The sequence below is a fragment of the Nocardia sp. CA-151230 genome (assembly GCF_050942175.1).
Lineage (GTDB): Bacteria > Actinomycetota > Actinomycetes > Mycobacteriales > Mycobacteriaceae > Nocardia.
Map to the genome: position 1 here is coordinate 1,852,961 of NZ_CP192061.1, position 25,411 is coordinate 1,878,371.

Below are 25,411 nucleotides of genomic sequence, written 5' to 3' on the forward strand. Positions count from 1 at the left end.
TGTCCCCGAGAACCCCGCGAGAGTAATCGCGAAGCGAGACAAGGAAACACCCATGAAGGACTTCCACGGCAAAGTCGCTGTGATCACCGGTGCGGGCGCGGGCATCGGCCGGGCCCTGGCCCTCGAGCTGGCCCGCAACGGCGCGCAGCTGGCGCTGTCGGGGCGCAATCTCGACAATGTCGCCGAGACTGTGGCGCTGTGCGAGAAGGAGGGCGTCAAGGCCCGCGCCTACAAGCTGGACGTGACCGACCGCGCCGCCGTCTACGCGCACGCCGACGACGTGGTGGCCGATTTCGGCAAGGTCAACATGGTGATCAACAACGCCGGCGTCTCGCTGACCGCCAATATCGAGGAAGTCTCCTGGGAAGACCTGGAGTGGATCTTCGGCATCAACTACTGGGGCACCCTGCACGGCGTGAAGGCGTTCCTGCCGCACGTGATCGCCTCCGGTGACGGCCATATCGCCAATGTCTCCAGCATGTTCGGCCTGGTGGCCTGCCCCAGCCAGGGCGGCTACAGCTCCTCCAAGTACGCCATGCACGCCATCAGCGACGCACTGCGCCAAGAGATGATCATCGCCGGCCACAACGTGGGCGTCTCCAGCATCCACCCCGGCATGATCAAGACCGAGATCGCCTGGAAGGCCCGCGCCGCCGCCACCCGCGACCGCGACGACCTGGCCGCCAACTTCGATCGCCTGGCCCAGACCAGCCCCGAGGACTGCGCCAAGACCATCGTCAACGGCATCCGGAAGAACAAGCCGCTCATCCTGATCGGCAAGGACGCCAAGGCCATGAACCTCATGCGCCGGCTGCTCGGCTCGGGCTACATGAAGCCCCTGACCGCGCAGATGCGCAAGGAGATCTGAGGTAGCTCTCGCGGCTCCCGTGCCCCGGTGCGTTCCGCACCGGGGCACGGACAGAGCGAAGTAGTGCCCTGGCGGTCCCGCTTGTCTTGTCGCGCCCGCTTCAGCCCTGCACCGTATGGTGTGGGGCCTGCTGTCGTTGCGTGAATTGACCGCCGTGACCTGGGATTTCGTGGGTCTCGGTGACCGGGACCGGGGCAATTTGTGACCCCGCTAACACGCCACGATCGAGGGGTGGCCCAGTGGCGGGTCGTACCCGGAAGGACGGAGGCGGTCGATGCGCATCGGCATGCTCATGCCATATCTCGAGGGTCTGGTGACCTCGGGCGGATTTCTGCGGGAGTTCGCGGCGGCGGCGGAGGAATGCGGGCTGGATTCGATCTGGACCGTGGAACACGTTGTGGTGGCAAAGGATTACGAGCCGCTGTACCCTTATTCGCCCGACGGGCGGATGCCGGGCGGGGATCTCGGGGTGCCGATGACGGATCCGCTGGAGACGCTGGCGTTCGTGGCGGCGGCGTCGAGCACCCTGAAGCTGGGCACCGCCATGGTGGTGGCGCCGCTGCACAGCCCGGTGGTGCTGGCCAAGCGGGCCGCCACCATCGATCGGCAGTCGGGCGGACGGATGCTGCTGGGGCTCGGAATCGGCTGGCAGAAAGAGGAATACGCGGCGATCGGGGTGCCGTTCGAGGATCGCGGCGGACGCCTGGACGACTGCATCGGGGCCATGCGGGCGCTGTGGACGGAGTCTCCGGCGACCTATCAGGGCAAGCATGTGTCGTTCGAGAAGCAGTTCTGCCTGCCGCAGCCCGAACGGTCGATCCCGATCGTGCTGGGCGGCAACAGCGCTCCGGCGGTGCGGCGCGCGGCGCGGGTCGGGGACGGCTGGTTCCCGTACACCATCTCGTCCGAGGATTTCGCGCGCGGCGCGGATCGGATTCGTGAGTTGTCGCGGGAGGCAGGACGTGCCGAGGACGCGGTCGAGATGACCATCTGGCCGGGCTCCTTCGATTTCACGCGCGAGTTCGACCCCGGCTACGTGCGCCCCTATGTCACGGCGGGCGCGAGCCGCGTCGTGCTCACCCCGCCCATGTTCGGCCCGGAGTCCCTGCTCAACGGCGTGGAAAACCTTGCGGCCTACGTGGATCGGTATCGCAACGAGGTGGAGGCGAAGCTGTGAATCCCGCGACGCCTGTCCGCGTTGTCGACCGCATCGTCCTGCCCGCCGACCGTGCCGAGGACTGGCTGACCCGCTGGCGCAGCGAGTATCTGCCCGGAGCCACCGCGCGCGGACTGCGTTCGCCCCAGGTGCTGCACGAGCACACCGGCGCGGATTCGGTTGCCGTGCAGATCATCTGGGAACTGCCCGGCATCTACGACTTCTACGGCATGCGGGGCGCGGCCGCCGCCGATCCCGCCGTCTCGGCCTTCTGGTCGGACACCGACGCCGTCGCGCTGACGCGGGAGCGGCACGTCCTGGCGGTACAGGAGGAATTGTCATGAGCCGCTGGGTGATTCTCACCGCCCCGCCCGCCGGAGACGACGCGGACGGGCAGCTCGCCGCGCAGGCCACGGCGGCGACCGTGACACCCGGGGTCACGCACTGCTCGGCCGGTGTCGATCTGCCCGGCAGCACGGGCGGACTCGGCGCGGTCTGGGATCTGGCCGCCGACTCGGCGCCCGCGACGGTCCTGCCCGGCCTGCCCGCCACCGCCGATGTGGTGCCACTGGCCCCGGTGAACGCCCGCCTGGTACGGCTGGACTCGTCGCGCCGCATCAAGCGCACCCTGCTGCTCACCGTGCGGTCCGGCACGGCTCCGGATACGGTGGCGCGCTTCGAATCCGATCTGATGGCCATGCCCGCGCACATCTCGGCCATCCGGTCCTGGTCGCTGAGCCGGGTACCGGGCCACGGGCGCTGGACCCACGTGTGGGAGCAGGAGTTCGCCGATCCGGACGGGCTCAACGGCGACTACCTGCTGCATCCCTACCACTGGACGCACGTGGATCGCTGGTTCGACGGCGAGATCCCGGATTCCATCGTGGAACCGGCGATCGCGCACCTGTACCGCTGGGCCGACGGCCCGGTGCTGGGGAATTGAGCGAGCGGTGCTGCCGAACTGATCAGCTGGGGTCGCGCAGCTGCTGTTTGAGCACCTTGCCACCGGCATTGCGCGGGAGGTCGTCGACGAAGACGATCTCCCGCGGCACCTTGTAGCCGGCCAGGCGCGAGCGCGACCACTCGATCAGGGTGGCCGGATCGCTGACGGCCCCGTCGGCGGGCACCACGACGGCGCGGCCGACCTCGCCGAGCCGCTCGTCGGGGATACCGACCACCGCGACATCGCGAATATCCGGGTGCTGCAGCAGGACTCGCTCGATCTCGGCCGGGTAGGCGTTGAAGCCGCCGACGATGAACATGTCCTTGAGCCGGTCGGTGATGCGCAGATAGCCGTCGTGGTCGAGGGTGCCCACATCGCCGGTGTGCAGATAGCCGTCCGCGTCGATGGCGGCGGCGGTGGCCTCGGGGTCGTCGAGGTAGCCGAGCATGACATTCGGGCCCTTGACGGTGATCTCGCCGGGCTCGCCCGGCGCCACCGGTGTGCCGTCGCGATCGAGGATGCGGATCTCACTGCCGGACAGGGTCTTTCCAACGGTGCCCGCGACCAGTTCGGTGGGGGCGTCGGGCGGGCAGATGGAGACGACGCCGATGGATTCGGTGAGGCCGTAGGCCGTGAAGACGTAGGGGACGCGCAGATCCTCGCGAATGCGCCGCACCAGTTCGGTGGGGATGGTAGTGCCGCCGGTCCCGGCCAGGCGCAGCGAGCCCAGCAGGTAGTGATCGTGATCGGCGGCCAGGAGGTCGGTGAAAAGCGTCGGCGGCCCGGACAGCACGGTGATCCGCTCGCTCTCGATGAGCTGCAGCGCCCGGGGGGCGTCGAAGCGCTCCATCGGGACCATGGTGGCGGTGCGCAGCAGGCAGGCCAGGATGCCGGCCTTGTACCCGAAGGTGTGCGAGAACGGGTTCACCAGCAGATACCGGTCGCGCGGGCGCAGCGTCACCGCATCGGCCCACTGCGCGAACACCTCCAGGGTCTGCCGGTGCGTGGCGAGCACACCCTTGGGCGCGCCGGTGGTGCCGGAGGTGAACAGGATGTCGGACACCGACTCCGGATCCACCCGGGCGGTGCGCTCGATCGCGGACTGCGGCTCGATCACGGTGCCGGGGGCCAGGAATCCCGCCCAGGAGCTGATGTCCCAGTCGGCCGCGTTCTCGCCGCGGGCGTCGTCGAGCAGGATGACATGTTCCAGATCCGGTAGGGGACGGCCGGATTCGGCCAGCATGGCCGGATAGTCCGCGCCCAGGAACTCCTGGACCGTGCACACCGCCTTGGCGTGGCTGCGGGCCAGCACCTCAGCGGTCTCCGCGCCGCGCAGCCGGGTGCTGATCGGCACCAGAGTCGCTCCCGCACCGAGCATTCCGAGCGCGGTCACGATCCAGCGCACGCTGTTCGGGGCCCACATGCCCACCCGGTCACCGGGTTCGAGTCCCGACGCCATGGCCGCCCGGGTCACCGCGGCGACATCCTCGGCGAGTTCGGCGAACGTCAGCCGCCCCGCCGGCCCGGCAATGGCCACCGCCTCCGGATAGCGCCGCGCCCGGTCCGCGACCAGCGCCGGAATGGTCGTCACGGGCCCGACCGCGGAGCTGCCGCCCGAGTGCCGCCGATCCATCCGCCCATCCTGCCCCACGCCCAGCCCTCGAAGGCCTGTTTTCAGCGTGCCATCCCGCTGACCGGGCGTGCCGTGACCTTCGTGGGCCGCACCGTTGCCCAACGCGACAACTGATTTCGCGCCGGCCGGGGTAACTTCCCGGGTACGCCCAAAATCGGCGCCGCTCCTAGCCGCCGGCACGCATGCGAAACCGGCAACGGCTCCTAGGCCGTGCGCTGAAGTCTCGGGGAGGCGGAACGGCTCGTTCATTCCGCTGATCGGGATGGGAGTTGGGTGTGGGCGCGCTCACCCGGCACGCTCGTTGCAGTGGTCCCGTAGGGGGGACGGGATGGATATTGCCCGGCAGGCCGCTCGAGCAGCGGTGGAGCGCTGGAGTGCGAATGAATCCAGGACCTCGAAGGAGTGACATGACGGCCGGAACGGAGCTTGCGCAGCGTCTGGACCTTGCGGCGGGCGCGACCGTTGTCGAACTCGACGGCGCGTGCGGACTGTCGCGAGAGAAGATCGGCGGCAAGGCGTGGAGCATCGACCACATGCGGGCCCTCGGCCTGCCGGTGCCGCCCGCGTTCGTCATCACCACCGACGGCTGGGCCGACTACACGCGGCGCGGCGCCATCGCCGATGAGATCTGGGCGCAGGTGCTCGACGGCATCGCCATGATCGAGCGCGGCACCGGCCGTCGCTTCGGGTCGGCGGAGCGCCCGCTGCTGGTGTCGGTGCGTTCGGGGGCGGCCATCTCCATGCCCGGCATGATGGACACCGTCCTGAACCTCGGCATGACCGACGCGGTGCAGCAGGCGCTGGCCGTGGAGACCAGCAATCCGACCTACGCGCAGGACACCCGGCAGCGCTTCGTGCACCAGTACCGCGAGACCGTGCTCGGTGACGCGAACGGCGTGGTCCCGGCCGATCCGTGGGACCAGCTGCGCGGTGCGATCGAGGCCGTGTTCCGGTCCTGGGATTCCGCGCGCGCCAAGACCTATCGCGCCAACCGCGGCGTGCCCGACACCCTGGGCACCGCGGTCACCGTGCAGGCCATGGTGTTCGGCAACCTCGACGAATTGTCCGGCACCGGTGTGCTTTTCAGCCGCAACCCCAATACCGGCGACGGCCCCGTCTACGGCGAGTGGCTGGTCGGCGGGCAGGGCGAGGACGTGGTGTCCGGCCGCCTGACCCCGCGCCCGCTCGACGAGCTGGCCGCCACCCAGCCCGCGGTGCACGAGCGTCTGATCGCCGCCGCCCAGCTGCTCGAGCACGACGGCCGCGATCTGCAGGACGTGGAGTTCACCGTCGAATCCGGCACGCTGTGGCTGCTGCAGTCGCGTCCGGCCAAGCGTTCGGCGCGGGCCGCGGTGCGCACCGCGGTCGCCATGGTCGAGGAGGGGCTGATCAGCGCCGACGAGGCGCTGGACCGGGTCACCGCCGACCAGGTGCGCGAGGTGCTGCGCCCCGCCTCCGGCGACACCGGCGGTCAGGAGCCCCTCGCCCGCGGCGAATCCGCCTGTCCCGGACTGGCTTCCGGCGTCGTCGTGATCGATCCCGACGAGGCCGAGGCGCGCGCCGAGGCGGGCGAGGACGTCATCCTGGTGCGTCCCACCACCAGCCCCGACGATCTGCACGGCATGATCGCCGCGCGGGCCATCGTCACCGAATTGGGCGGCACCACTTCGCATGCCGCGCTGGTCAGCCGGGAACTCGGCCGCCCCTGCGTGGTCGGCTGCGGCCCCGGCGTGGTCGCCGCGCTGACCGGCAAGTCCGTCACCGTCGACGGCGGGGCCGGGCTGGTGCTGCCCGGCGAGATCGTCGCCAAGCCGGTCGAGCAGGCTGTCCTCGACGATGTTCATCAGCTCGCCCAGTGGGCGGGCGTTGCCGGTGAGCAGCTGGCCAACCGGCTCGAAAACCGTTCTGTCGCATCGGAAGACGCCGAGGCCGCGGCCGAGAACGCCGAGCAGGAAGAGGTTTCCGTGAACGTTCCCGTCACCGAGCTGGCCGTGCTGCGGCTGGTCGGCATCAAGGGCCGGGTGAACGCCGACAATCTGGCCGCCAGCCTGTTCGCCGACACCGCCGAGATCGCCTCCTGCTGTGAAGGTCTGGTGACCGCCGGCTACTGCGCCACCACCCCGGCCGGTTTCCGTATCACCCCCGAGGGCCGCCCGCGCCTGGAGCAGCTGCTGGCCGAGGAGCGCGCGACCGTCGACGCGGCCGCCATGACCGCCGCCTACGACGAGTTCTGCGTTTTCAACGGCGACCTCAAGGTCATCATCACCGACTGGCAGATGAAGGACCCGGCCACCGTCAACGATCACGCCGACGCCGAGTACGACGCCTCGGTGCTGGGCCGGCTCAACGAGACTCACCAGCGCCTGCGCCCGCTCATCGGCCGCCTGGGCGGGCTCGCCCCGCGCCTGTCCCGCTACCTGGACCGCCTCGACCGCGCCGTCGAGCGCATCGCCGAGGGCGACCACACCTACGTGGCCCGGCCCATCATGGACAGCTACCACACCGTCTGGTTCGAGCTGCACGAAGACCTGATCGGTCTGTGCGGCCTGACCCGTGCGGAAGAGGCGGCGGCCGGTCGTGCCCACTGAGCCTGTCGTGACCACTGATTCCATGCCCACCCGCTGGATCGACTTCGCCCAGATCGACAATGTGCGCGACCTGGGCGGGCTCCCCGTAACCGGCGGCGGCACCACACGTTTCGGCATCGTCCTGCGCTCCTCCACGCTGCAGCAGGCGACCTGCGACGACCTGTCGCACCTGGTCGAGAAGCTGGGCCTGCGCACGGTCATCGACCTGCGCCTGCCCGATGAGGTGGAGCGCGAGGGCTACGGGCTGATCGCCGACTCCGGTCTGCGCATCGCCAACCTGCCGATCCGCAAGTCGCCGCAATCCTCGCTTGCCGCACGGGATCTGGTCCCCGACAAGACCCGCGTCGACCTGACCGAGCTGTACGGTCAGCTGCTCGGCGGCAGTGGCGAGCACATCGTCGAGGCGGTTCGCCTCATCGTCGATCCGGACCGCCACTCGGTGCTGTTCCATTGCGCCGCAGGCAAAGACCGCACCGGCGTGCTCGCCGCGGTCCTGCTGGACGCGGTCGGGGTCCCTGCCGAGGCGATCGCCCACGACTACGCTCTCACCAACGAGCGCATCCAGAAGGTCCGCGACCGACTCGACGCGCTCCCGTCCTACGAGGGCCTGCCGCAGACCAATACGGGCATCCTGGCCGTTTCCCCGGAGGTCATGCTCGGCTTCCTGAAGAACCTGCATGCCGAGCACGGCGGGGCCGCCAACTGGCTACTCGCCAACGGACTTTCGGAGCCCGAACTGCAGCGGCTCCGCGAGGTCCTGGTCGTCGCCTAGGCCTCAGGGCCTGGTCGCTACCTCAGGTCCCCGGTCGTTCCAGCCTCCGGCAGCAGCGACCGGACCCCCGCCGGGAGGCCACCGCCAGCGGCGGCCTCCCGGACGAAACTCTCCAGCGTCGCCCGGAACGCCCCGGCGGCGTGCGTGGGTGTGACGTCCTTGCGGTGAGCGAGCGCGACCGTCCGGTGCAGCCCGTGGGACTCGCGCCCGCCGTCGCCCGACAGCGGAATCCCGCGCAGCCCAGGCCGTCCGGTCAGCACCGTGGACGGGACGACCGCGATCCCGAGCCCCACCTCCACGAACCGCAGCACGGCATCCATCTCGCCGCCCTCGACCGCGAAGCGGGGTTCGAACCCCGCCTCCCGGCAGGCCCCGATCGTCGCCTCCCGCAGGTCGTAGCCCGGCCGGAACATCACCAGCGGCCGATCCCGCAGATCCGTGATGCGCAGGTGCGAACGCTGGGGCAGCGAACTGTCGTCGACCCTGGCGGTGACCACCAGATCCTCGCGCAGGATCGGCGTGGTGGCCAGCGGTGTGTCCTCGCCCAGCGGCAGGATCACCAGCGCCGAATCGAGTGCGCCCCTCGTCAATTGCCGCACCAGATCCCGTGACCCACCCTCCTCCACCAGCAGCCTGATCCCCGGATACGCGTCGTGATACCGCCGCAGCGCATCGGCCAGCAGCCCTGAACACAGCGACGGCGTCGCCCCGAGCCGAACCCGCCCCCGCCGCAGCCCCGCAAGCTCCTGCACCTCCAGCCGCGCGGTATCCACATCGGCGAGAATCCGGGTGGCCAGTGGCAACAACGCCTCACCCGCCGGAGTCAGCGCGATATTCCCCCGCGCCCGGCTGAACAACGAAGCCCCGAGCTCAGCTTCCAGTGTCCGGATCTGCTTGGACAGCGAGGGCTGGGCGACGCCCAGCGCATCAGCGGCCCTGGTGAAGTGCCTGGCCTGCGCCACAGCCAGAAAGTACGACAACTGCTGCAACTGCACAGTCGATATCCTAGGACTATGAACTCCGCCATTCCGATTCCGAGTCGATGATCACACCCGGCTGCGGGGTCCCCGTGTGACGCCCTCCGCTGAAGTCACGATCGGCGACTTGCCGGAGGTCGATCGTTTTCCGGACGATGACCTGTCCTGCAGGCCTTCGCAACACCTCGAATACTCTTCCGGCGATTCTTGATTCGAATAACCGCTGATGTGGGAGGGTGCGGCCCATGCTGATCGAATACGGGGTGTGGGTTACGCGATTGGCGCTCGCCGTGGTGTTCGGGTTGTCGGCCTGGGGGAAACTGGCCGATCGCGCCGGTACGCGGCAGGCGGTGGGGGAGTTCGAGGTGCCGGTGCGGTGGGTGCCCGCCGTGGCGTGGGGACTGCCGGTCGCCGAGGCGGTGCTGGCGGTCGGTGTCGTCCTGTCGTGGACGGCCGTCGCGGCGGCAGTGGGCGCGCTGCTCCTGTTAGCGGTCTTCACGGTGGTCATGGTCGGCTTGTTGCGGCGCGGCAAGCGCCCCTCGTGCTCATGCTTCGGAGCGGCGAGTACGACGCCGATCGGCGCACGCAGCGTCGTGCGCAACGGTGTGCTGATGGTGCTCGCGGCGTCGGTCGTGTGGGGCGCGTTGGCCCATCCCTCGGTGCCCGCCGGACTGGCTGCCGATGCCGCGACCGGGCTCGCGCTCGGTGCGCTGCTGTGCGGGGTCCTGGCGTGGCTGGTCGGCCAGGTCGGCGTGCTGCGGCGTCGGCTGGACGAGCAGGCGCTCTCGACGCTGGGCGCCGAGGGCTTGCCGGTCGGCTCGGTCGCGCCCGAGTTCGAGTTGCTCGACATCGCGGGCGCCCGCACGAACCTCGCGGACCTGCTCTCGGGGGGCCGGGCGGTGCTGCTGGTGTTCGTGCACCCGGGCTGTGAGATATGCGCCGCGCTGGCCCGTGAGCTGCCGCGGTGGCGGGCGCGCACGGCCATGACCATGGTCGTCGTCGGCAACGGCGACGCCGATGAGCAGGCCGTTTGGGGTGCCGAACAGGGGCTGGGCGAGATCCCGTCGCTGGTGCAGCAGGGCAACGAGGCGGCGCTGCGATATCGCGTCCGCGGTACGCCGTCGGCTGTGCTGATCGACGCCGGGGGCCGGGTCGGCGCGCCCGTTGCACGGGGCGCTATCGCGATCCGTGAGTTGATTTTCGCTGGGAGATCGATCCGAGCCCAGCTTTCCTCTCGAAGCAACGGCCACCACGCCGCTAACCAGGGCCGGAACTGACCCCTCGGTCCGGTTACCTCCGTCGGAAACCGGATGGAAGTCCAAATCAATTGTCGCACAGAGAAATTCGTGTACAGCAGCGCTCTGGCGCCGATACGATGCTGAGTGCATCGATGCAGAACCGCGTACGAATCCCATCCACTACTTCTGGCAGGGAGATGTCATGGCGGACTTCGCATTCACCGATTACTCCGGCAAGGAATTCATTATCCGGCTCAATGACGAGCAGCGCATCGCGGAAGCGCGTCGGATCCTGTCCGGCGAGGAGAAGATGTCGATCCATGTCATGGGACGCATCAGGAAACGGGTGGCCGACTACAACCCGGGTTGGAGCTTCCACCTCGATCCGGACACGATCAGCTTCTTCACCGTGGCGATCGAGGTCTGCGACTCGGCTATCTCCTACGTCGAGGAAAACCTGGACGAGGCCTGCGGCGCTTTCCTGCCGGGCTGTTTCTGGTGTCCGTGGTCGTCTCGGCTCACCCGAGAGATCCGCTGATCGCGACGCCGTCGGAGGCGGACCCCGGCCGAGTGCCTTCGGCCGGGGTCCGCTGTTCGAGAACCTGCGCGACCGCAACTTCCCACCCGGGCGGCCCCGTCCACGCCGTACTCTCGAATGGCATTGCCTCATGAGCGAGAAACCCACCGGTTACGAATTCAGGAGGTCGATATGCAAACCCAGGACAAGATCAGCACGGGAATGTTCCGTATCGATCTGGGCAGAATCTTCGTGGAGCAGGCTCGCAGAGTGGTGTCGGGTCTCGGCGATGGACGGGATGACCAGCAGCCGGAGGCCGAGCGGCGTGAGGTGACCATCACCCGGAGCTCGGACAAGAGCGAAGTATTCGACCGCTGGATCCGGCAGTCGCTGAAGGACCCCCACGGCGCGAGAGCGACCATCACGATCACCGAGCTGGACCACCATGGAAAGCCCGTCCAGGCGATCAGTCTGATAGACGCTTGGACTCGCTCGTGGAGCGTTCCCTCGCTCGAGGCGGGCAACGCGGGACCGGCGAATGAGACCGTCACTCTCTCCTGCGACAGGATGAAAATCGAGCAGCTCTAGCCTGCGGCATACCCACCGTCGCACGAGTTGTGCGAGCGATCCCCGCTCCGAGGACATGAACTCGACGATCGGATCCCAGCCGGCGGGCTCGACCTCCACGAGGTCGCCGAGCTGGGCTTCGAAGTCGCGGCACGTTGGTTCGGTGCGACCTCGTTCTGGGGCACGGTCAGGGTAATGGTGCGGTTGTTGCTGGTGGTTCGAATCGCTCGACAGGGGACAGGCGTCGCCGTGTGACATCCTTCACGGGCCGGATTCACTACTCGCAGTAGTAATTCCGGTTGCAGCTCGGTGCATAGGCCAGGGTCATGGTGACCAGAGCGTTGGGGACTTGGACCGGGGGCGCGGAGCGGACGTAGTTTCCGCTGGTGGCTGTCGTAATACCTGAGCTCTACCGGACGACGGTGGGCAAGAAGGCCGTGATGGCGGTGACCGGGGGCATTCTGGTGCTTTTCCTCATCGCCCACATGGCCGGGAATCTCAAAGTGTTTCTGGGGGCGTCGGATTTCAATCACTATGCCGAATGGTTGCGGACGGTTGGTGAGCCCGCGGTGCCTCGGCGGGGGTTGTTGTCGGCTGTGGAGGTCGTGCTCGCGGTCAGCGTGATTCTGCACATGTGGTCGGCGGTCTCGCTCGCCCGGACCGCGCACCGGGCCAGGCCGGTCGGGTACGCGGCGAAGAAGAAGTCGCATGCCCAGGGTTATGCCGTTCACACCATGCGGTGGGGCGGTGTGATCATCGCGCTGTATCTCGTCTGGCATCTGCTGGATCTGACTTTCGGCGCGGTGAATCCCCTGGGCCACAACGCGACTCCGTACGAGAAGGTCGTCGCCGACTTCGCGCCGTCCCACTGGTACGTCACGCTCTTCTACGTTGTCGCCGTCGTCATGGTGGGTCTGCACCTGCGGCACGGCATTCGCAGTGCCGCCCGGACCCTGGGTCTGGCCGGCGCCCGCGGTTACGACCTGCTCGCGGCCGCCGTTTCGATCCTGCTGGTCGCCGGTTTCCTGGCCGTCCCGATCGCTGTCTCCTTCGGATGGGTGAAATAGCCATGAATGACAGTCTTTTCCGCATCGGCGAGCCGATCGCCGACACCAGAGCGCCGGGCGGGCCGATCGCTGAGCGCTGGACCACCCGTAAATTCGAGGCCAAGCTGGTCAATCCCGCGAACAAGCGCAAGAAGACGGTCATCGTCATCGGCACCGGGCTGGCCGGCGGCTCGGCGGGGGCCACGCTGGGGGAGCAGGGCTATCGCGTGATCCAGTTCTGTTTCCAGGATTCGCCGCGGCGGGCGCACTCGATCGCCGCGCAGGGCGGGATCAATGCCGCCAAGAACTACCGCAATGACGGCGACAGCGTGCACCGGCTGTTCTACGACACGGTCAAGGGCGGCGACTATCGGTCCCGCGAGTCGAATGTGCACCGGCTGGCGGAGATCTCGACGCAGATCATCGATCAGTGTGTGGCGCAGGGCGTTCCGTTCGCGCGGGAGTACGGCGGCCTGCTCGACAATCGGTCGTTCGGCGGCGCGCAGGTCTCGCGCACCTTCTATGCCCGCGGGCAGACGGGCCAGCAGTTGCTGCTGGGCGCGTATCAGGCGCTGCTGCGACAGGTCGATGCGGGCACCGTGGAACTGCATGCGCGGCACGAGATGCTCGACCTGATCATGGTGGACGGGGTGGCGCGGGGCGTGGTCGTGCGCGACCTGGTCACCGGCGTGATCCGGTCCTGCACGGCCGACGCCGTGGTGCTGGCCTCCGGCGGGTACGGCAACGTCTACTTCCTGTCGACCAATGCCATGGGCTCGAATGTCACGGCCTCGTGGCGGGCGCACAAGCACGGCGCGTACTTCGCCAATCCCTGCTTCACGCAGATCCATCCGACCTGCATCCCGGTCTCGGGTGAGCACCAGTCGAAGCTGACGCTCATGTCGGAGTCGCTGCGCAACGACGGCCGGGTGTGGGTGCCCAAAAATGTTGGGGACCAACGCAAGCCCGGCGATGTGCCCGAGCACGAGCGCGATTACTACCTGGAACGCATCTATCCGGCATTCGGCAATCTGGTGCCGCGCGACATCGCCTCCCGCGCGGCCAAGAACGTCTGCGACGAGGGGCGTGGGGTCGGGCCGGGTGGGCTCGGCGTCTATCTCGATTTCGCCGACGCGATCGGGCGGCTCGGCGTCGAGGCGGTGGAAGCCAAGTACGGCAACCTTTTCACGATGTACGAGCGGATCACGGGCGAGAACCCGTACGAGATGCCCATGCGCATCTACCCCGCCGTGCACTACACCATGGGCGGGCTGTGGGTGGACTACGACCTGCAATCCACCATTCCGGGACTGTTCGTGATCGGGGAGGCCAACTTCTCCGACCACGGCGCCAACCGGCTCGGGGCCTCCGCGCTCATGCAGGGCCTGGCCGACGGATATTTCGTCCTGCCGGCCACCCTCGGCGACTATCTCGCCCGCGGTCCGGTCGGGGAGGTGCCGGCCGCCGCGATCGCGGCCGCCGAGGCCAGGGTCACCACGATGATCGACAGGCTCCTGTCCATCCGGGGCGACCGCACCGTCGACTCCTTCCACCGCGAGCTCGGCCACCTCATGTGGGAGTACTGCGGCATGGAACGGACCGAGGCGGGACTGCGCAAGGCGCTGGCCCTGATTCCCGCACTGCGCGCGGAGTTCTGGGCGCGCGTCAACGTGCCGGGCTCCGGGGATGACCTCAACCAGTCGCTGGAGCGTGCGGGCCGGGTGGCCGACTTCCTCGAGTTGGCCGAGCTCATGGTCATCGACGCCCTGCATCGCACCGAATCGGCGGGCGGCCACTTCCGGGCCGAGTCGCAGACCGAGGACGGTGAGGCCCGCCGCGACGACGCGAACTTCTCCTATGTCGCCGCGTGGGAATGGAATCAGGACCAGCCACCGACGCTGCACCGGGAAGCGCTGAGCTACGAGTACGCCCAGCCCAGCACGCGGTCCTACAAGTAAGAGGGGAATCGAGAATGAAACTCACCCTGCGTATCTGGCGGCAGCGGAACTCCCGCGACAAGGGCGGGATGGTCGACTACGGCGTGGAGGTCTCGCCCGACGCGTCGTTCCTGGAAATGCTCGACGTCCTCAACGAACGGCTCACCGGCGCCGGCGAGGAGCCCATCGCCTTCGACCACGACTGCCGCGAGGGCATCTGCGGCGCGTGCTCACTCGTCATCGACGGCACCCCGCACGGTCCGGAGCAGGCCACCACCACCTGCCAGCTCCACATGCGGAAGTTCTCCGACGGCGACACGATCACCGTGGAACCGTGGCGGGCCAAGGCTTTTCCGGTCATCAAGGACCTGATGGTCGACCGCTCGGCCTTCGACCGGATCATCCGGGCGGGCGGCTACATCACCGCGCCGACCGGCGCCGCACCCGAGGCCCACTCGATCCCGGTGCCGAAACCCGACGCCGACCTGGCCTTCCAGGCCGCCGAATGCATCGGCTGCGGCGCGTGCGTGGCCGCCTGCCCCAATGGTTCGGCCATGCTCTTCACCGCCGCCAAGGTCACCCACCTCGGCCTCCTGCCGCAGGGACAGCCCGAGCGCCACTCCCGCGTCGTCGGCATGCTCGAAGCCCACGACGAGGCGGGCTTCGGCGGCTGCACCAACACCGGCGAATGCACCCTCGCCTGCCCGAAGGAAATCCCACAGGACGTGATCGGCCGCCTGAACAAGGACTTCCTCCGCGCCGCGAGAAAGGCCCGCTGACCCCGAGGCGGCCGCGCAGGAGCGAGCTCCGATCAGCGCGTTTCGATCATGACCTTGCCTGCTTCACCGGGTACGACGAGCGGGAGCAGGCGTTCGGCCTCGTCGCGGACAGCGGCCTCGGTGGCACGGGTGAGGGGATGCCAGGGCGTGATCCGAATCGTGGAACCGTCCAGACCCCAACGGCCGTGGACGAACCCGTCGACCAGGTACATGGGCACGCCGCCCGAGGCGATCTTGGCGATGCGGGCGCGGTCGGCGTCGCTGATGATGCGGCTGCGGTCGCGATGGCCGAGGCAGGAATTGTCGAAGGCGGGCAGGAAACGGACGGGGACGGGGAGTTCGGGGTCGGCGATCGGGGCGTCCGGGAGGTCGAAGAGTTCGCGGCCCGAGTCATCGTGCAGGACACGCAGTTCCGGGCGCAGGCGGGCGATCACCGCTGCCAGTCGCGTGACTCCCGCGAACTCCTGGATGTCGGCGGCGGTAGCGGGGCCGTAGGCGGCCAGATAGCGGCGGATGAGGGTTTCCGGGCGTGGGCCGTCGGCCAGGGGCGCGCCGATCGCCTCCCCGGCCGGCGATACCGAGACCGAGCGGCCGCGCCACGCGCCCCACACACCCGCAGCGGGATCGTGCACCAGCGGGTGGATGATGCCGAGCGCGTGGACCAGGGCGCGCGGTTCACGGCCCGGGAAGCGTTCGGACAGCCGCTTGCCGAGGTCGCGGCGGGAAATGGTGGTGCCGGTGAGCAGTTCTGTTCCGGCCGAGGCCAATTCGGCGATATCGAGGCCCTCGACCGCATCCCGGAGGTAGACCGAGCGGAGCGTGGGCTCGATCGCCGGGCGGACCGTCGGGTGGAGCCAGCGGTAGTCCTGGGCGTCCGTCAGGTGGACTGTCCGGCGAATCGTGGTGGCGCGCACCACGGTTCGATCACGCAGCAGGACCGTCAGATCCTCATGGCGGAAATCGGTGAGGCGCGACCACAGCCCCACATACGGCCAGTTCGGTTCCTGCGCCTGCACCGCGACCAGATGCCGGACCAGCTCGGCGGCGGGCATGGCGACCCGTTCGTTCAACTTCTGACGCAGCAGCAGTGTGCGGTTTAGGGTTCGCAGCGAGAGTTCCGGCATGGGTCCATTGTCGAATGGAATTAGGACAGTTCAGGTCCTATATGGAGGACGGGTATGGGCACGGTGACGGCGGGGGAGTTTCGGCACATCTACGACCCCAGCGAGCCGGATCAGTGCTGGTACATCAACGATCACACCCTGATCCAGGACGACGGCGGGCGCTGGCACCTGTTCGGCATCACCCATCCCGAGCCCGCCGACCCCTTCGACGAGACCGAGTTCGCGCACGCCACCGCCGGCGACCCGCACGGCCCGTGGACCAAGCATCCCGCCGCCCTGACGGTGGACCGTGAGCGCGGCGAGACCCACCTGTGGGCCCCCTTCGTGGTGCGCGACGGCGCCACCTACTTCATGTTCTACGACGGCGGCGGAACCGACCGCACCGCAACGGGTATGGGCCTGGCCACCTCCGCCGATCTGTTCCACTGGACCCGCCATCCGGGCGGCCCGGTCTTCCGCGACGGCTACGACGCCCGCGACCCCATGGTGCTGCGGGTGGCCGGGCAGTGGGTCATGTACTACTGCGCGACCAGCGTCCCCGCCGGCGGCAACCACGTCGTCGCCTACCGCACCAGTCCGGACCTGCTGCACTGGGGCGAGCGTCACATCGCCTACACCGACCCGGCGACCGGAACCGGTGCGGGTAATACCGAATCGCCGTTCGTGCTCCGCCACGCCGGCACCTGGTATCTGCTGATCGGTCCGCGCCCCGGCTATGTCGGCACCGAGATCTTCCGCGGCGACAACCCTTTTCACTTCGACGCGTCCGACCGCGTGGGGCACGTGCCCGCCCACGCGGCCGAGGTGATCACCCACGAGGACGCCCTCTGGATCACCCACGCGGGCTGGGCGCAGGGCGGAGTCGCGCTGGCTCGCTTGCACTTCCCACACTGAGACAGCCAGGCCCGCGTTCACCCCGAAAATCCGATTTCGGGCGTGGCGTGCGGCCTGAACTGGAATTCTGAACGGAGTCGAGAGTCCACCCAGTGCGGGGAGGCAGGCAGTATGGCCCGAATCGGCGTGATCAGTCTTTCCGACGGCCGCGACTACGTGCACGGCGGCATCGTCGGATTCATCCGGACCGCGGAGGATCGGCTCGTCACCGAGCTGACCGCGGCCGGGCACACCGTGATTCGCGGTGTGCAACCCATCGGCGGCAATGACCAGGCGGTGAGGGTGGCCCGGCAGGTGGAGGCGGCCGGGGTGGACCTGACCGTGCTGCACTATGCGGTGTGGGCGTTCCCGCACTTCACCATGCTGGCCGCGGGCGCGCTGCGCGGGCCGCTGCTGCTGCTGTCCAATATCGACCCGGTGCAGCCGGGCATGGTGGGCATGCTGGCGGCGGGCGGCGCGCTGGATCAGATCGGCCGCGCACACGCCCGGCTGTGGGGCGATCCCGCCGACCCGGACCTGATCGCGGCCATCGGGGAACGCGCCCGCGGCGCGGCGGCGGTGGCCGGCCTGCGCGGTAGCACCTTCGGGCGCATCGGCGGGCGGCCCATGGGCATGAACACCGCGGTCGCCAATACCGATCAGTGGCAGCGGGTATTCGGCATCGATGTCGAGGAGATCGACCAGTGGGAGATCGTGCGCCGGGCCGAACTCGCCGACGCCGGTGAGGCCCGGGCGGCGCGAGAATGGCTGGAGCGCAATGCCGCCGGGGTCCACTACGACGGCGGCAAGCTGACGCCGGAGCTGCTGGAGCGGCAGCTGCGCTCGTACCTGGCCATGCGGGATCTGATCGCGGAATGGCGGCTGGACTTCTCCGGCATCAAGGGACAGCCGGAGCTCACCCAGTACTTCGCCACCATGGACATCACCGAGGCGTTCCTCAACGACCCCTACGACTGGAACGGGCCCAAACAGCCCCACGTGTGCGCCACCGAGGCGGACATGGACGGGGCGCTCACCATGCAGCTGCTCAAGCAGATCGCGGGCACACCGGTGCTCTTCGCCGATGTCCGGCACTATCACGCCGACCGCGACATCTGGGATCTGTGCAATTCCGGCCAGCACGCCACCTGGTACGCGGCGCGCAGCGACGATCCGGCCGAGAATCTGGCCCGGGTGCACCTGTATCCGGAGGTGTTCTTCTTCCCGGCCGGCGGGGCGTCGGTGCATCACCTGGCCGCGCCCGGGCAGATGACCCTGGCCCGGCTCACCCGCCGCGACGGCGCCTACCGCATGCAGCTGATGCTCGGCGAGTTCGAGACCTACGACCCGGCCACCAACGAATCGCTCATGAAACAGTCCACCTGGGAGTGGCCGCACGCCTTCGCCCGCCTGGACGCCGACGCCGGGGACTTCCTGTCCCGCTTCGGCGCCAATCACATTCACGCCGTGCCGGGCGACCAGCGCGCCACCGTCCGCGCGGCTTGCGAACTGCTGGATGTGACGCTCGACGAATTCAGCCGGGCGAGCTGACATGCTCCTCGGCATCGATATCGGCACCTCCGGATCCAAGGGCGTCCTGGTCGACCACGCGGGCACGGTCGCGATGAGAGCCGAACGACCGCACCGGGTTTCGACACCGCGCCCGGGCTGGGTGGAGCACGACGCGGAGACGGTGTGGTGGGCCGACTTCGCGGCCATCGCCCGCGAACTGGTGTCCGCCGCCGACGGCGAACCTCTCGAGGGGCTCGCGGTGAGCGGCATCGGGCCGTGCCTGCTGCCCGCCGACGCCGCGGGCCGGCCCTTGCGGCCGGCCATCCTCTACGGGGTCGACACGCGCGCCGGCGACGAAATCGAGGAACTGAACGCGGAACTGGGCGCGCAGACCGTGCTGGAGCGGTGCGGCTCGCCGCTCACCAGTCAGGCGGTCGGGCCGAAGCTGCGCTGGCTCATCCGCCACGAGCCGCAGGTGTGGCGGGCCACCCGGATGCTGTTGATGGCGAGCTCGTTTCTGGTCCATCGCCTCACCGGCCGCTACGTCCTGGACCATCAATCCGCCAGCCAGTGCGTGCCCATGTACGACCTGATGGCCCGCGAATGGGCCGTGGACTGGGCCGAATCCGTCGCACCCGGCCTGCGACTGCCCGAATTGGCCTGGCCCACCGAGATAGTCGGCCGGGTCACCTCCGAGGCCGCCGCGGCCACCGGCCTGCCCGCCGGGCTGCCGGTCACCACCGGCACCATCGACGCCTGGGCCGAGGCCGCCGGTGTCGGCGTCCGCGCCCCCGGCGACTGCATGATCATGTACGGCACCACCATGTTCCTCACCCAGGTGCTGACCGACCCCCGCCCCCAGCCCGGCCTGTGGACCACCTGCGGAACCTGGCCCGGCACTTACACGTCCGCCGCCGGCATGGCCACCTCCGGCGCGATCACCGACTGGCTACGCACCCTCACCGGCAGCGATTTCTCCGAACTCATCGACGAGGCAGCCCACGTTCCGCCGGGCAGCCGCGGGCTGCTGGTGCTGCCCTACTTCGCCGGCGAGCGCACGCCCCTGTTCGATCCGGACGCCCGCGGCGTGATCGCCGGTCTCACCGTCACTCACCAGCGCGCCGACCTGTACCGCGCGGTCCTCGAGGGCATCGGCTACGGCGTGCGCCACAACCTCGAGGCCATGGCCGCCGCGGGCGCTCCCGCCACCCGGCTGGTGGCCGTGGGCGGCGGTACCAAGGGCGGACTGTGGACCCGCATCGTCTCCGACATCACCGGCCTGCCCCAGCAGCTTCCGGCCGACACGGTCGGTGCGGCCCTGGGCGACGCCCTGCTCGCCGCCGAATCGCTGGGCCTGGACACCGCCGCCTGGAACCCGATCATCACCACGGTCGAACCCGACCCGTCGGTCACCGCCCACTATGCCCCGTACTACCGCCACTACCGATCCCTTTACGACGCAACCAGAGCCACCGCCCACTTCCTCGCCCGGGAGCAACACCGCGCCGCCCCGTGACATCCGCTAGGGTCCGGCGGGGAAGGGCAGGTGGATGACTCGATATCACCGCATCGCGGCACAGGACCTCGGCCGCCTCGGGGCGCTCAGCGACGGAATCTTCGCTGTGGCAATGACATTGCTGGTACTGGATCTGCACGTGCCCGCGGGCGAGGCGTGGCACGAGCGCTCGCTGTGGAGTGCGGGCGCGGTCTCCGACGAGCAGCCGGTCTGGCATGCGCTCACCCATGTGGGCCCGCAGTTCCTCATCTGCCTGCTGGGTTTCCTCACCCTCGGCATGTTCTGGATCGGCCAGCAGACCCAGCTCAACCTCATGGACCGGGCGGACCGCTCGCTGACGTGGATCCATCTCATGTTCCTGTTCGGAATCTGCCTGGTGCCCTTCGCCACCGCGCTGCTTGCCGCCTTCCCCCAGTCCCGCCTGGCCCTGCTCGTCTACTGGGCCGACCTGCTGTACCTGGGTCTGGTCCAGCTCGCCGCGCTCCGCTACGCGCGCCGCGCCGGTCTGCTCGCCGAGCACACCGGACCCGAGGACGTGACGGCCATCCGCCGCCGCATCGGCATCGTGCAACTGCTGTATGCGGCGGCGGTGGCCCTCTGCCCGATCAGCACCTACTTGAGCATCGGCGTGATCATCGCCCTTCAGGTGAATTCGGCTGTCTCCCCGCCGATTCGCCCGCTCGATCGTTTCTGAGGGCTACTGCGCGGCGGCGAATCCGGCGCGCAGGTCGGCGAGGATGTCGTCGATGCCCTCGATCCCCACGGCCAGACGGACCAGGCCGGGGGTGACGCCCGCCGCGAGCTGCTCCTCGGGAGTCAGCTGGGAGTGGGTGGTGGAGGCCGGATGGATGACGAGGGAGCGGACGTCGCCGATATTGGCGACATGGCTGTGCAGGGTGAGGGCTTCGACGAAGCGCTTGCCCGCGTCGACCCCGCCGGCCAGCTCGAAGCCGATGATGGCGCCGACGCCCTTGGGGGCCAGCTGCTTTCCGCGTTCATACCACGGTGACGACGGCAGGCCCGCATAGGAGACGGCCGTGACCTCGGGCCGCTCGGTGAGGAATTCGGCCACCGCCCGGGCATTGGCGACATGCCGCTCGAGGCGCAGGCTGAGGGTCTCCAGGCCCTGGCTGATGAGGAAGGCGTTGAACGGCGAGATGGCCGAGCCCAGATCACGCAGCAGCTGCACCCGCGCCTTGAGCGCGTAGGCGGGTGCGCCGAGATCGGCGTAGACCACACCGTGGTAGCTCGGGTCGGGCTCGGTGAATCCGGGGAAACGTCCACTGCGCCAATCGAAGGCGCCGCCGTCGACGATCACGCCCGCGATGGCCGCGCCGTGCCCGCCCAGGTACTTGGTGGCCGAGTGCACGACGATGTCCGCGCCGTGGGCCAACGGCTGGATGAGATACGGGGTGGCGACTGTGTTGTCGACGATGAGCGGGATCCCGGAACCGTGCGCGACCTCCGCGATGCCGGGAATGTCGAGAATATGGTTCTGCGGGTTGGACACCGTCTCGCCGTAGAAAGCCGTGGTGTTCGGGCGGATTGCCGCCCGCCACTGGTCGAGGTCGTCCGGATCCTCGACGAAGCTCACCTCGATGCCGAGCCGCGGCAGGGTGTACCGGAACAGGTTGTAGGTGCCGCCGTACAGCCGCGGGCTGGACACGATGTGGTCCCCGGCCCCCGCGAGGTTCAGGATCGCGAAAGTCTCCGCCGCCTGACCCGAGGCCAGCAGCAGCGCGGCCACACCGCCCTCCAGCGCGGCGATCCGCTGCTCCACCGCATCCTGGGTGGGATTCATGATGCGGGTGTAGATGTTTCCCGGCTCGGCCAGTCCGAACAGCGCGGCGGCGTGATCGGTGTCGCGGAAGACGTAGGAGGTGGTCTGGTAGATCGGCAGCGCGCGGGCGCCGGTCGCGCCGTCGGGCGTCTGCCCCACGTGGACCTGCTTGGTCTCGAAACTCCAGGCGGCGGTGGGGTCTTCGGGCAGAGCGGATGTGGTCATCGGGGCCTCCGGTGGGTTGGGGACGTGTTCCTACTGGGTGACGAGGGTGGTCTCGACCGGGGTCCGGCCGGTGGTGAGATCCAGGACGGGGCAGTGCTCGTCGACCGCCCGCTGCAATTCGGCATAGCGCTCGGCGGACTCGGGTCCGCTGATCCGCACGGTCACGCGCACCGCCTGGAATCCGGGGCGGACAGTGTCGTCGAGTCCGAAGAAGCCGCGCACATCGAGATCGCCCTCGGCGTCGACGGCCAGCTCCTCGATGGTCACGCCGAGCCGCTGCGCCCAGAACCGATACGTCACCACCTGGCAGGCGATCAGCGAGGCCAGATACACCTCGACGGGATTCGGCGCGGACCCCGCACCGCCGAGTGACGGCGGCTCGTCCACTCGAACCGTGTACCGCCCCAGGGCGATCGCGCTCCCGACGGTGCCCTCCGGTGTCCCTGCGGCCCGGAACACCACCGTGGCCTGCGCGGGATCCGCGGCCACGGCCCGGCCGGTCGCCTCGACGATATCGTTCAACGGAGTGCTCAGCTCGGTTGTCATACCGCGTGAAGCTACGACCCGGCCACCGGTACCGACGATGGTTACGCTCGCCGTGAGCGCAATCGCGGCTCGTCGCACGGCCCCGGAGCTACCCGCCGGTCATGTGATGGTTACCAACTGGTCAACCGTTTGGCAGACAGGATTGCGCGGGGGTGGTATGAATTCGCGGTGGCATGGACTTTGCGGCTCAGCGAGGACGAAGAAGCTGCGCTGAGTGCGCAGGCGGCGATGGAAGGGCGGTCGAAACACGACATTGCCCGGGACGCCATCCGGACCTACATCACCCGGCACCGGACCTGGGACGACTATCTGTCCGACGGTCCGGTCGTCTATGGATAGTAGGTGTCGCGTATCTCGGTGTAGCGCTGGCGAATAGCGGCGCCGATCCCCACTGCCAGAGCGTGGAATTCGGTGGCCGCGGGGGTGGGCCAGCGGGGTGGGCGGGGCCCGCCGCGCAGGGCCCACGCGGCCTGGCGGGCCGCGCCGAGGGCGACGTATTCGCTCGGATTGGGCACCGTGACGGTGCGGCCGAAGATGGTGGCGGCGGCGTGCGCGATGAGCCGGGACCGGGATGCCCCGCCGATCAACAGGATTCGATGCGGCACCGTCGGCAGGCGGTCCAGGGCCTCGGCGATATTGCAGAGCATGCCCTCGATGGCGGCGCGGGCGAGATGGTGCGGGCGCATGGTGTGCGGGCGCAGGCCGTGCAGACTGCCGGTGGCGTACGGCAGATTCGGGGTCCGCTCACCCGCGAGATAGGGGAGCAGGGTGAGACCGTCCGCGCCCGCGGGCGACTGCGCGGCCAGCACCTCCAGGCCGGACACATCGGTGCCCAGCAGAACCGCGGTCGCGTCCAGCACCCGGGCGGCATTGAGCGTGCACACCAGCGGCAGGAACGCCCCGGTGGCGTCGGCGAACCCGTTCACCGCGCCGGAGGGGTCGGCGCTGGGGTGCGCGGCGCGGGTGAAGACGGTGCCGCTGGTCCCCAGCGAGACCACCACATCCCCGTCCGCGATGCCCAAACCCAGTGCGGCGGCGGCATTGTCGCCGGTGCCGGCCGCCACCAGCCGCCCGCCCGGCGTGTGCCCGGCGATCTCGGCGGGCGCCAGCACCCGCGGCAGCGCGGGACTGCGACCGCGGAAGGCCAGCGCCAGCAGATCCGGCCGGTAGGCGCCCGCGGCCGGTGACCAGTACCCGGTGCCGGAGGCGTCACCCCGATCGGTGGTCGGCTCGGTGGCCGGGTCACCGCCGCGCAGCTGCCAGGTCAGATAGTCGTGCGGCAGCAGGACCCGGACCGTCCGGTCGGCCAGCTCGGGTTCGTGATCGGCGAACCAGCGCAGCTTGGCCACCGTGTGCGCGGCCAGCGGCACACTCCCCACCGCGTCCGCCCACGCCTGCGGCCCGCCCAGCTCGTCCACCAGCTGTCTCGCCGCCTCCGCGGACCGGGTGTCGTTCCACAGCAAGGCATCCCGTACCGGATGCCCCGCCGCGTCCAGCGCGACCAGCCCGTGCTGCTGGCCGGCCACCGCGATGGCCTCCACATCGCGCATCATGCGATCGCACGCCGCCCGCAACGCCTCCCACCACATGAGCGGCGGCACCTCGGTCCCGTCGTAGTGCGGAATCTGGCGGTGCCGCAATATCGTTCCGGTATCGGCATCGCACACCACGATCTTGCAGGACTGAGTGGACGAGTCCACTCCGGCAACGACCGTCATTGGTCAGCCACCACCCTCTATCGTGCCGCCGCCCGTCCGGGATGCAGCTGGATCTTGCGTCCGGTGCCCGCGCGGAAGGTCCGCAGGGCGTCGTCGAATTCGTCGAGCGCGAAGTCGTGGGTGATCACGGTGTCGGCGTCGATCACGCCCTCGCCGAGCAGGTCCACGGCCCGTCCGAAACTGTGCAGCACCGCCATGGAGCCGACGATGGTGATCTCGTCGTTGTAGACGCGGAACGGCGAGATGCTCGCCCGCGCCGCCGCCGGCGCCACCCCGAACTGCTGATAGGTGCCGCCGCGCCGCACCCGGGACAGCCCGTCCTCGATCGCGGCCACCGTTCCGCTGCAATCGATCACGATCTCCCAGCCCTCGGGCCGGTCCATGTCCTCGGCGGACACGGTGGCCGCGTCCGCGCCGAGCGTGCGCGCGGTGGCCAGCCGGTCGGCATTGGTGTCCACCATCGACACCGACGCCGCGCCGGCCGCGATGGCCAGCTGCAGCATGAGCAGCCCCATGGTGCCCGCGCCGTAGATCAGGTAGTGCGACCCGAGGCGCCGTGGCAGCACATCGAATCCGTGTACCGCGCACGAAAGTGGTTCCACCAGTGCGCCGTGCGCGGACGGCACATGCCCGGGCAGCCGATAACAGTTGGCGGCGGGTACTTTCACGTACTCGGCCATGGCGCCGTCCACGGTGTCGCCGATGGCGCCCCAGTTCTCGCAGAGATTGCCGCGCCCGATCGCGCAGTAGTGACAGCGCCCGCAGAACAGCGAGGGATCCACCGCCACCCGGTCACCGGCCCGCACCCCGGCCGCGTCCGCGCCGAGCGCGACCACCTCCCCCGCGAATTCGTGGCCCGGCACGATCGGATAGGGCGTGGGCGGGAATTCGCCCTCCACGATATGGATATCGGTACCGCATATCCCGACCGCGTCCACCCGGATCACCACCTCACCGGTGCCCGGAGTGGGATCCGGCACGGATTCGACCGAGAACTGTCCGGGCTTCTCGACCACCAAGGCGCGCATAGCAATAACCATGCACCCGCGTGCCACCCGCTCGATGCGTTTTACGCAATAGCAATCGCAATCATTCT

General features: G+C 69.1%; 24 protein-coding genes. 17 read left to right on the forward strand and 7 right to left on the reverse strand.

What is annotated here, in order from left to right; all coding sequences use genetic code 11:
• Window positions 1–52 precede the first annotated feature (52 nt).
• From ACQP1O_RS08225 to ACQP1O_RS08240, 4 genes are all read left to right on the forward strand, one after another.
• The gene (locus tag ACQP1O_RS08225) at window positions 53–868 is read left to right on the forward strand and encodes an SDR family NAD(P)-dependent oxidoreductase (RefSeq protein ID WP_433565247.1); all 816 of its coding nucleotides are present in this window, start codon (window positions 53–55) and stop codon (window positions 866–868) included.
• A 274-nt stretch (window positions 869–1,142) separates the two neighbouring features.
• The gene (locus tag ACQP1O_RS08230; RefSeq protein WP_433565248.1) at window positions 1,143–2,045 is read left to right on the forward strand and encodes an LLM class F420-dependent oxidoreductase; all 903 of its coding nucleotides are present in this window, start codon (window positions 1,143–1,145) and stop codon (window positions 2,043–2,045) included.
• The gene (locus tag ACQP1O_RS08235) at window positions 2,042–2,368 is read left to right on the forward strand and encodes a hypothetical protein (protein WP_433565249.1); all 327 of its coding nucleotides are present in this window, start codon (window positions 2,042–2,044) and stop codon (window positions 2,366–2,368) included. The genes ACQP1O_RS08230 and ACQP1O_RS08235 overlap by 4 nt, the downstream gene beginning before the upstream one ends.
• A complete protein-coding gene (locus ACQP1O_RS08240) occupies window positions 2,365–2,967 on the forward strand; it encodes a Dabb family protein (protein WP_433565250.1) in 603 nt (200 codons plus the stop codon). Before ACQP1O_RS08235 ends, ACQP1O_RS08240 begins: the two co-directional genes overlap by 4 nt.
• A 22-nt stretch (window positions 2,968–2,989) precedes the next feature.
• On the opposite strand, the gene ACQP1O_RS08245 is transcribed toward ACQP1O_RS08240, so the two are convergent.
• Complete coding sequence (locus ACQP1O_RS08245) at window positions 2,990–4,600, reverse strand: FadD3 family acyl-CoA ligase (RefSeq protein ID WP_433565251.1); 1,611 nt, start codon at window positions 4,598–4,600, stop codon at window positions 2,990–2,992.
• Window positions 4,601–5,007: 407 nt separating this feature from the next.
• Between ACQP1O_RS08245 and ACQP1O_RS08250 the strand changes: the two genes are divergently transcribed.
• Window positions 5,008–7,188, forward strand: coding sequence for a pyruvate, phosphate dikinase (locus ACQP1O_RS08250; RefSeq protein WP_433565252.1), 2,181 nt, complete (start codon window positions 5,008–5,010; stop codon window positions 7,186–7,188).
• Between the two features lie 7 nt (window positions 7,189–7,195).
• Window positions 7,196–7,960 (forward strand): tyrosine-protein phosphatase, encoded by a 765-nt coding sequence (locus tag ACQP1O_RS08255; RefSeq protein WP_433565253.1) that lies wholly within the window; start codon window positions 7,196–7,198, stop codon window positions 7,958–7,960.
• Window positions 7,961–7,977: 17 nt separating this feature from the next.
• Here the strand turns inward: ACQP1O_RS08255 and ACQP1O_RS08260 are convergent, their stop codons facing one another.
• Window positions 7,978–8,955 carry a LysR family transcriptional regulator gene (locus ACQP1O_RS08260; protein ID WP_433565254.1) on the reverse strand — a complete coding sequence of 326 codons (978 nt, stop codon included), beginning with the start codon at window positions 8,953–8,955 and terminating at the stop codon, window positions 7,978–7,980.
• A gap of 227 nt (window positions 8,956–9,182) precedes the next feature.
• On the opposite strand from ACQP1O_RS08260, the gene ACQP1O_RS08265 reads away from it, so the two are divergent.
• The 6 genes from ACQP1O_RS08265 (at window position 9,183) to ACQP1O_RS08290 (ending at window position 15,021) form a co-directional block, all read left to right on the forward strand.
• Window positions 9,183–10,214 (forward strand): TlpA family protein disulfide reductase, encoded by a 1,032-nt coding sequence (locus tag ACQP1O_RS08265; protein ID WP_433565255.1) that lies wholly within the window; start codon window positions 9,183–9,185, stop codon window positions 10,212–10,214.
• 163 nt (window positions 10,215–10,377) lie between these two features.
• Window positions 10,378–10,713: a calmodulin gene (locus tag ACQP1O_RS08270; protein ID WP_433565256.1), complete on the forward strand. Its 336-nt coding sequence runs from the start codon at window positions 10,378–10,380 to the stop codon at window positions 10,711–10,713.
• 171 nt (window positions 10,714–10,884) lie between these two features.
• Window positions 10,885–11,280, forward strand: a complete 396-nt coding sequence (locus ACQP1O_RS08275; protein ID WP_433565257.1) for a phage tail protein — start codon at window positions 10,885–10,887, stop codon at window positions 11,278–11,280.
• 365 nt (window positions 11,281–11,645) lie between these two features.
• Window positions 11,646–12,326: a succinate dehydrogenase cytochrome b subunit gene (locus ACQP1O_RS08280; RefSeq protein ID WP_433565258.1), complete on the forward strand. Its 681-nt coding sequence runs from the start codon at window positions 11,646–11,648 to the stop codon at window positions 12,324–12,326.
• Between the two features lie 2 nt (window positions 12,327–12,328).
• Window positions 12,329–14,263 carry a fumarate reductase/succinate dehydrogenase flavoprotein subunit gene (locus tag ACQP1O_RS08285; protein ID WP_433565259.1) on the forward strand — a complete coding sequence of 645 codons (1,935 nt, stop codon included), beginning with the start codon at window positions 12,329–12,331 and terminating at the stop codon, window positions 14,261–14,263.
• Window positions 14,264–14,277: 14 nt separating this feature from the next.
• Window positions 14,278–15,021: a succinate dehydrogenase/fumarate reductase iron-sulfur subunit gene (locus ACQP1O_RS08290; protein ID WP_433565260.1), complete on the forward strand. Its 744-nt coding sequence runs from the start codon at window positions 14,278–14,280 to the stop codon at window positions 15,019–15,021.
• Window positions 15,022–15,053: 32 nt separating this feature from the next.
• Here the strand turns inward: ACQP1O_RS08290 and ACQP1O_RS08295 are convergent, their stop codons facing one another.
• Complete coding sequence (locus ACQP1O_RS08295) at window positions 15,054–16,145, reverse strand: winged helix DNA-binding domain-containing protein (RefSeq protein WP_433565261.1); 1,092 nt, start codon at window positions 16,143–16,145, stop codon at window positions 15,054–15,056.
• A 54-nt stretch (window positions 16,146–16,199) separates the two neighbouring features.
• On the opposite strand from ACQP1O_RS08295, the gene ACQP1O_RS08300 reads away from it, so the two are divergent.
• The 4 genes from ACQP1O_RS08300 to ACQP1O_RS08315 all read left to right on the forward strand — a co-directional run bounded on the left by ACQP1O_RS08300 (window position 16,200) and on the right by ACQP1O_RS08315 (window position 20,740).
• Window positions 16,200–17,039 (forward strand): glycosyl hydrolase family 32, encoded by an 840-nt coding sequence (locus tag ACQP1O_RS08300; RefSeq protein ID WP_433565262.1) that lies wholly within the window; start codon window positions 16,200–16,202, stop codon window positions 17,037–17,039.
• A 111-nt stretch (window positions 17,040–17,150) separates the two neighbouring features.
• The gene (locus ACQP1O_RS08305; RefSeq protein ID WP_433565263.1) at window positions 17,151–18,569 is read left to right on the forward strand and encodes an L-fucose/L-arabinose isomerase family protein; all 1,419 of its coding nucleotides are present in this window, start codon (window positions 17,151–17,153) and stop codon (window positions 18,567–18,569) included.
• 1 nt (window position 18,570) lies between these two features.
• Window positions 18,571–20,046 (forward strand): FGGY-family carbohydrate kinase, encoded by a 1,476-nt coding sequence (locus tag ACQP1O_RS08310; RefSeq protein ID WP_433565264.1) that lies wholly within the window; start codon window positions 18,571–18,573, stop codon window positions 20,044–20,046.
• 34 nt (window positions 20,047–20,080) lie between these two features.
• Window positions 20,081–20,740: a TMEM175 family protein gene (locus tag ACQP1O_RS08315; RefSeq protein ID WP_433565265.1), complete on the forward strand. Its 660-nt coding sequence runs from the start codon at window positions 20,081–20,083 to the stop codon at window positions 20,738–20,740.
• Window positions 20,741–20,743: 3 nt separating this feature from the next.
• Here the strand turns inward: ACQP1O_RS08315 and ACQP1O_RS08320 are convergent, their stop codons facing one another.
• Window positions 20,744–22,051 carry a bifunctional o-acetylhomoserine/o-acetylserine sulfhydrylase gene (locus ACQP1O_RS08320; RefSeq protein ID WP_433565266.1) on the reverse strand — a complete coding sequence of 436 codons (1,308 nt, stop codon included), beginning with the start codon at window positions 22,049–22,051 and terminating at the stop codon, window positions 20,744–20,746.
• Window positions 22,052–22,081: 30 nt separating this feature from the next.
• On the reverse strand, window positions 22,082–22,597 hold the full coding sequence (locus ACQP1O_RS08325; RefSeq protein ID WP_433565267.1) for an OsmC family protein: 516 nt from the start codon (window positions 22,595–22,597) through the stop codon (window positions 22,082–22,084).
• A gap of 168 nt (window positions 22,598–22,765) precedes the next feature.
• On the opposite strand from ACQP1O_RS08325, the gene ACQP1O_RS08330 reads away from it, so the two are divergent.
• Complete coding sequence (locus tag ACQP1O_RS08330) at window positions 22,766–22,936, forward strand: ribbon-helix-helix domain-containing protein (RefSeq protein WP_364617258.1); 171 nt, start codon at window positions 22,766–22,768, stop codon at window positions 22,934–22,936.
• On the opposite strand, the gene xylB is transcribed toward ACQP1O_RS08330, so the two are convergent.
• Together xylB and ACQP1O_RS08340 are read right to left on the reverse strand one after the other, a co-directional pair.
• Complete coding sequence (gene xylB, locus ACQP1O_RS08335) at window positions 22,927–24,315, reverse strand: xylulokinase (RefSeq protein WP_433565268.1); 1,389 nt, start codon at window positions 24,313–24,315, stop codon at window positions 22,927–22,929. The two genes, ACQP1O_RS08330 and xylB, sit on opposite strands and share 10 nt — an antisense overlap.
• Before the next feature lie 17 nt (window positions 24,316–24,332).
• Complete coding sequence (locus tag ACQP1O_RS08340) at window positions 24,333–25,343, reverse strand: zinc-dependent alcohol dehydrogenase family protein (protein ID WP_433565269.1); 1,011 nt, start codon at window positions 25,341–25,343, stop codon at window positions 24,333–24,335.
• Window positions 25,344–25,411: the final 68 nt, after the last annotated feature.

Bases quoted from the DNA above. Each gene is read 5' to 3' on its own strand.
- ACQP1O_RS08245 (WP_433565251.1), bottom strand. From the start codon at position 4,600: ATGGATCGGCGGCACTCGGGCGGCAGCTCCGCGGTCGGGCCCGTGACG.
- ACQP1O_RS08230 (WP_433565248.1), top strand. From the start codon at position 1,143: ATGCGCATCGGCATGCTCATGCCATATCTCGAGGGTCTGGTGACCTCG.
- ACQP1O_RS08340 (WP_433565269.1), bottom strand. From the start codon at position 25,343: ATGCGCGCCTTGGTGGTCGAGAAGCCCGGACAGTTCTCGGTCGAATCC.
- ACQP1O_RS08240 (WP_433565250.1), top strand. From the start codon at position 2,365: ATGAGCCGCTGGGTGATTCTCACCGCCCCGCCCGCCGGAGACGACGCG.
- ACQP1O_RS08225 (WP_433565247.1), top strand. From the start codon at position 53: ATGAAGGACTTCCACGGCAAAGTCGCTGTGATCACCGGTGCGGGCGCG.
- ACQP1O_RS08275 (WP_433565257.1), top strand. From the start codon at position 10,885: ATGCAAACCCAGGACAAGATCAGCACGGGAATGTTCCGTATCGATCTG.
- ACQP1O_RS08315 (WP_433565265.1), top strand. From the start codon at position 20,081: ATGACTCGATATCACCGCATCGCGGCACAGGACCTCGGCCGCCTCGGG.
- xylB (WP_433565268.1), bottom strand. From the start codon at position 24,315: ATGACGGTCGTTGCCGGAGTGGACTCGTCCACTCAGTCCTGCAAGATC.
- ACQP1O_RS08310 (WP_433565264.1), top strand. From the start codon at position 18,571: ATGCTCCTCGGCATCGATATCGGCACCTCCGGATCCAAGGGCGTCCTG.
- ACQP1O_RS08265 (WP_433565255.1), top strand. From the start codon at position 9,183: ATGCTGATCGAATACGGGGTGTGGGTTACGCGATTGGCGCTCGCCGTG.
- ACQP1O_RS08325 (WP_433565267.1), bottom strand. From the start codon at position 22,597: ATGACAACCGAGCTGAGCACTCCGTTGAACGATATCGTCGAGGCGACC.
- ACQP1O_RS08320 (WP_433565266.1), bottom strand. From the start codon at position 22,051: ATGACCACATCCGCTCTGCCCGAAGACCCCACCGCCGCCTGGAGTTTC.
- ACQP1O_RS08270 (WP_433565256.1), top strand. From the start codon at position 10,378: ATGGCGGACTTCGCATTCACCGATTACTCCGGCAAGGAATTCATTATC.
- ACQP1O_RS08290 (WP_433565260.1), top strand. From the start codon at position 14,278: ATGAAACTCACCCTGCGTATCTGGCGGCAGCGGAACTCCCGCGACAAG.
- ACQP1O_RS08285 (WP_433565259.1), top strand. From the start codon at position 12,329: ATGAATGACAGTCTTTTCCGCATCGGCGAGCCGATCGCCGACACCAGA.
- ACQP1O_RS08300 (WP_433565262.1), top strand. From the start codon at position 16,200: ATGGGCACGGTGACGGCGGGGGAGTTTCGGCACATCTACGACCCCAGC.
- ACQP1O_RS08295 (WP_433565261.1), bottom strand. From the start codon at position 16,145: ATGCCGGAACTCTCGCTGCGAACCCTAAACCGCACACTGCTGCTGCGT.
- ACQP1O_RS08250 (WP_433565252.1), top strand. From the start codon at position 5,008: ATGACGGCCGGAACGGAGCTTGCGCAGCGTCTGGACCTTGCGGCGGGC.
- ACQP1O_RS08305 (WP_433565263.1), top strand. From the start codon at position 17,151: ATGGCCCGAATCGGCGTGATCAGTCTTTCCGACGGCCGCGACTACGTG.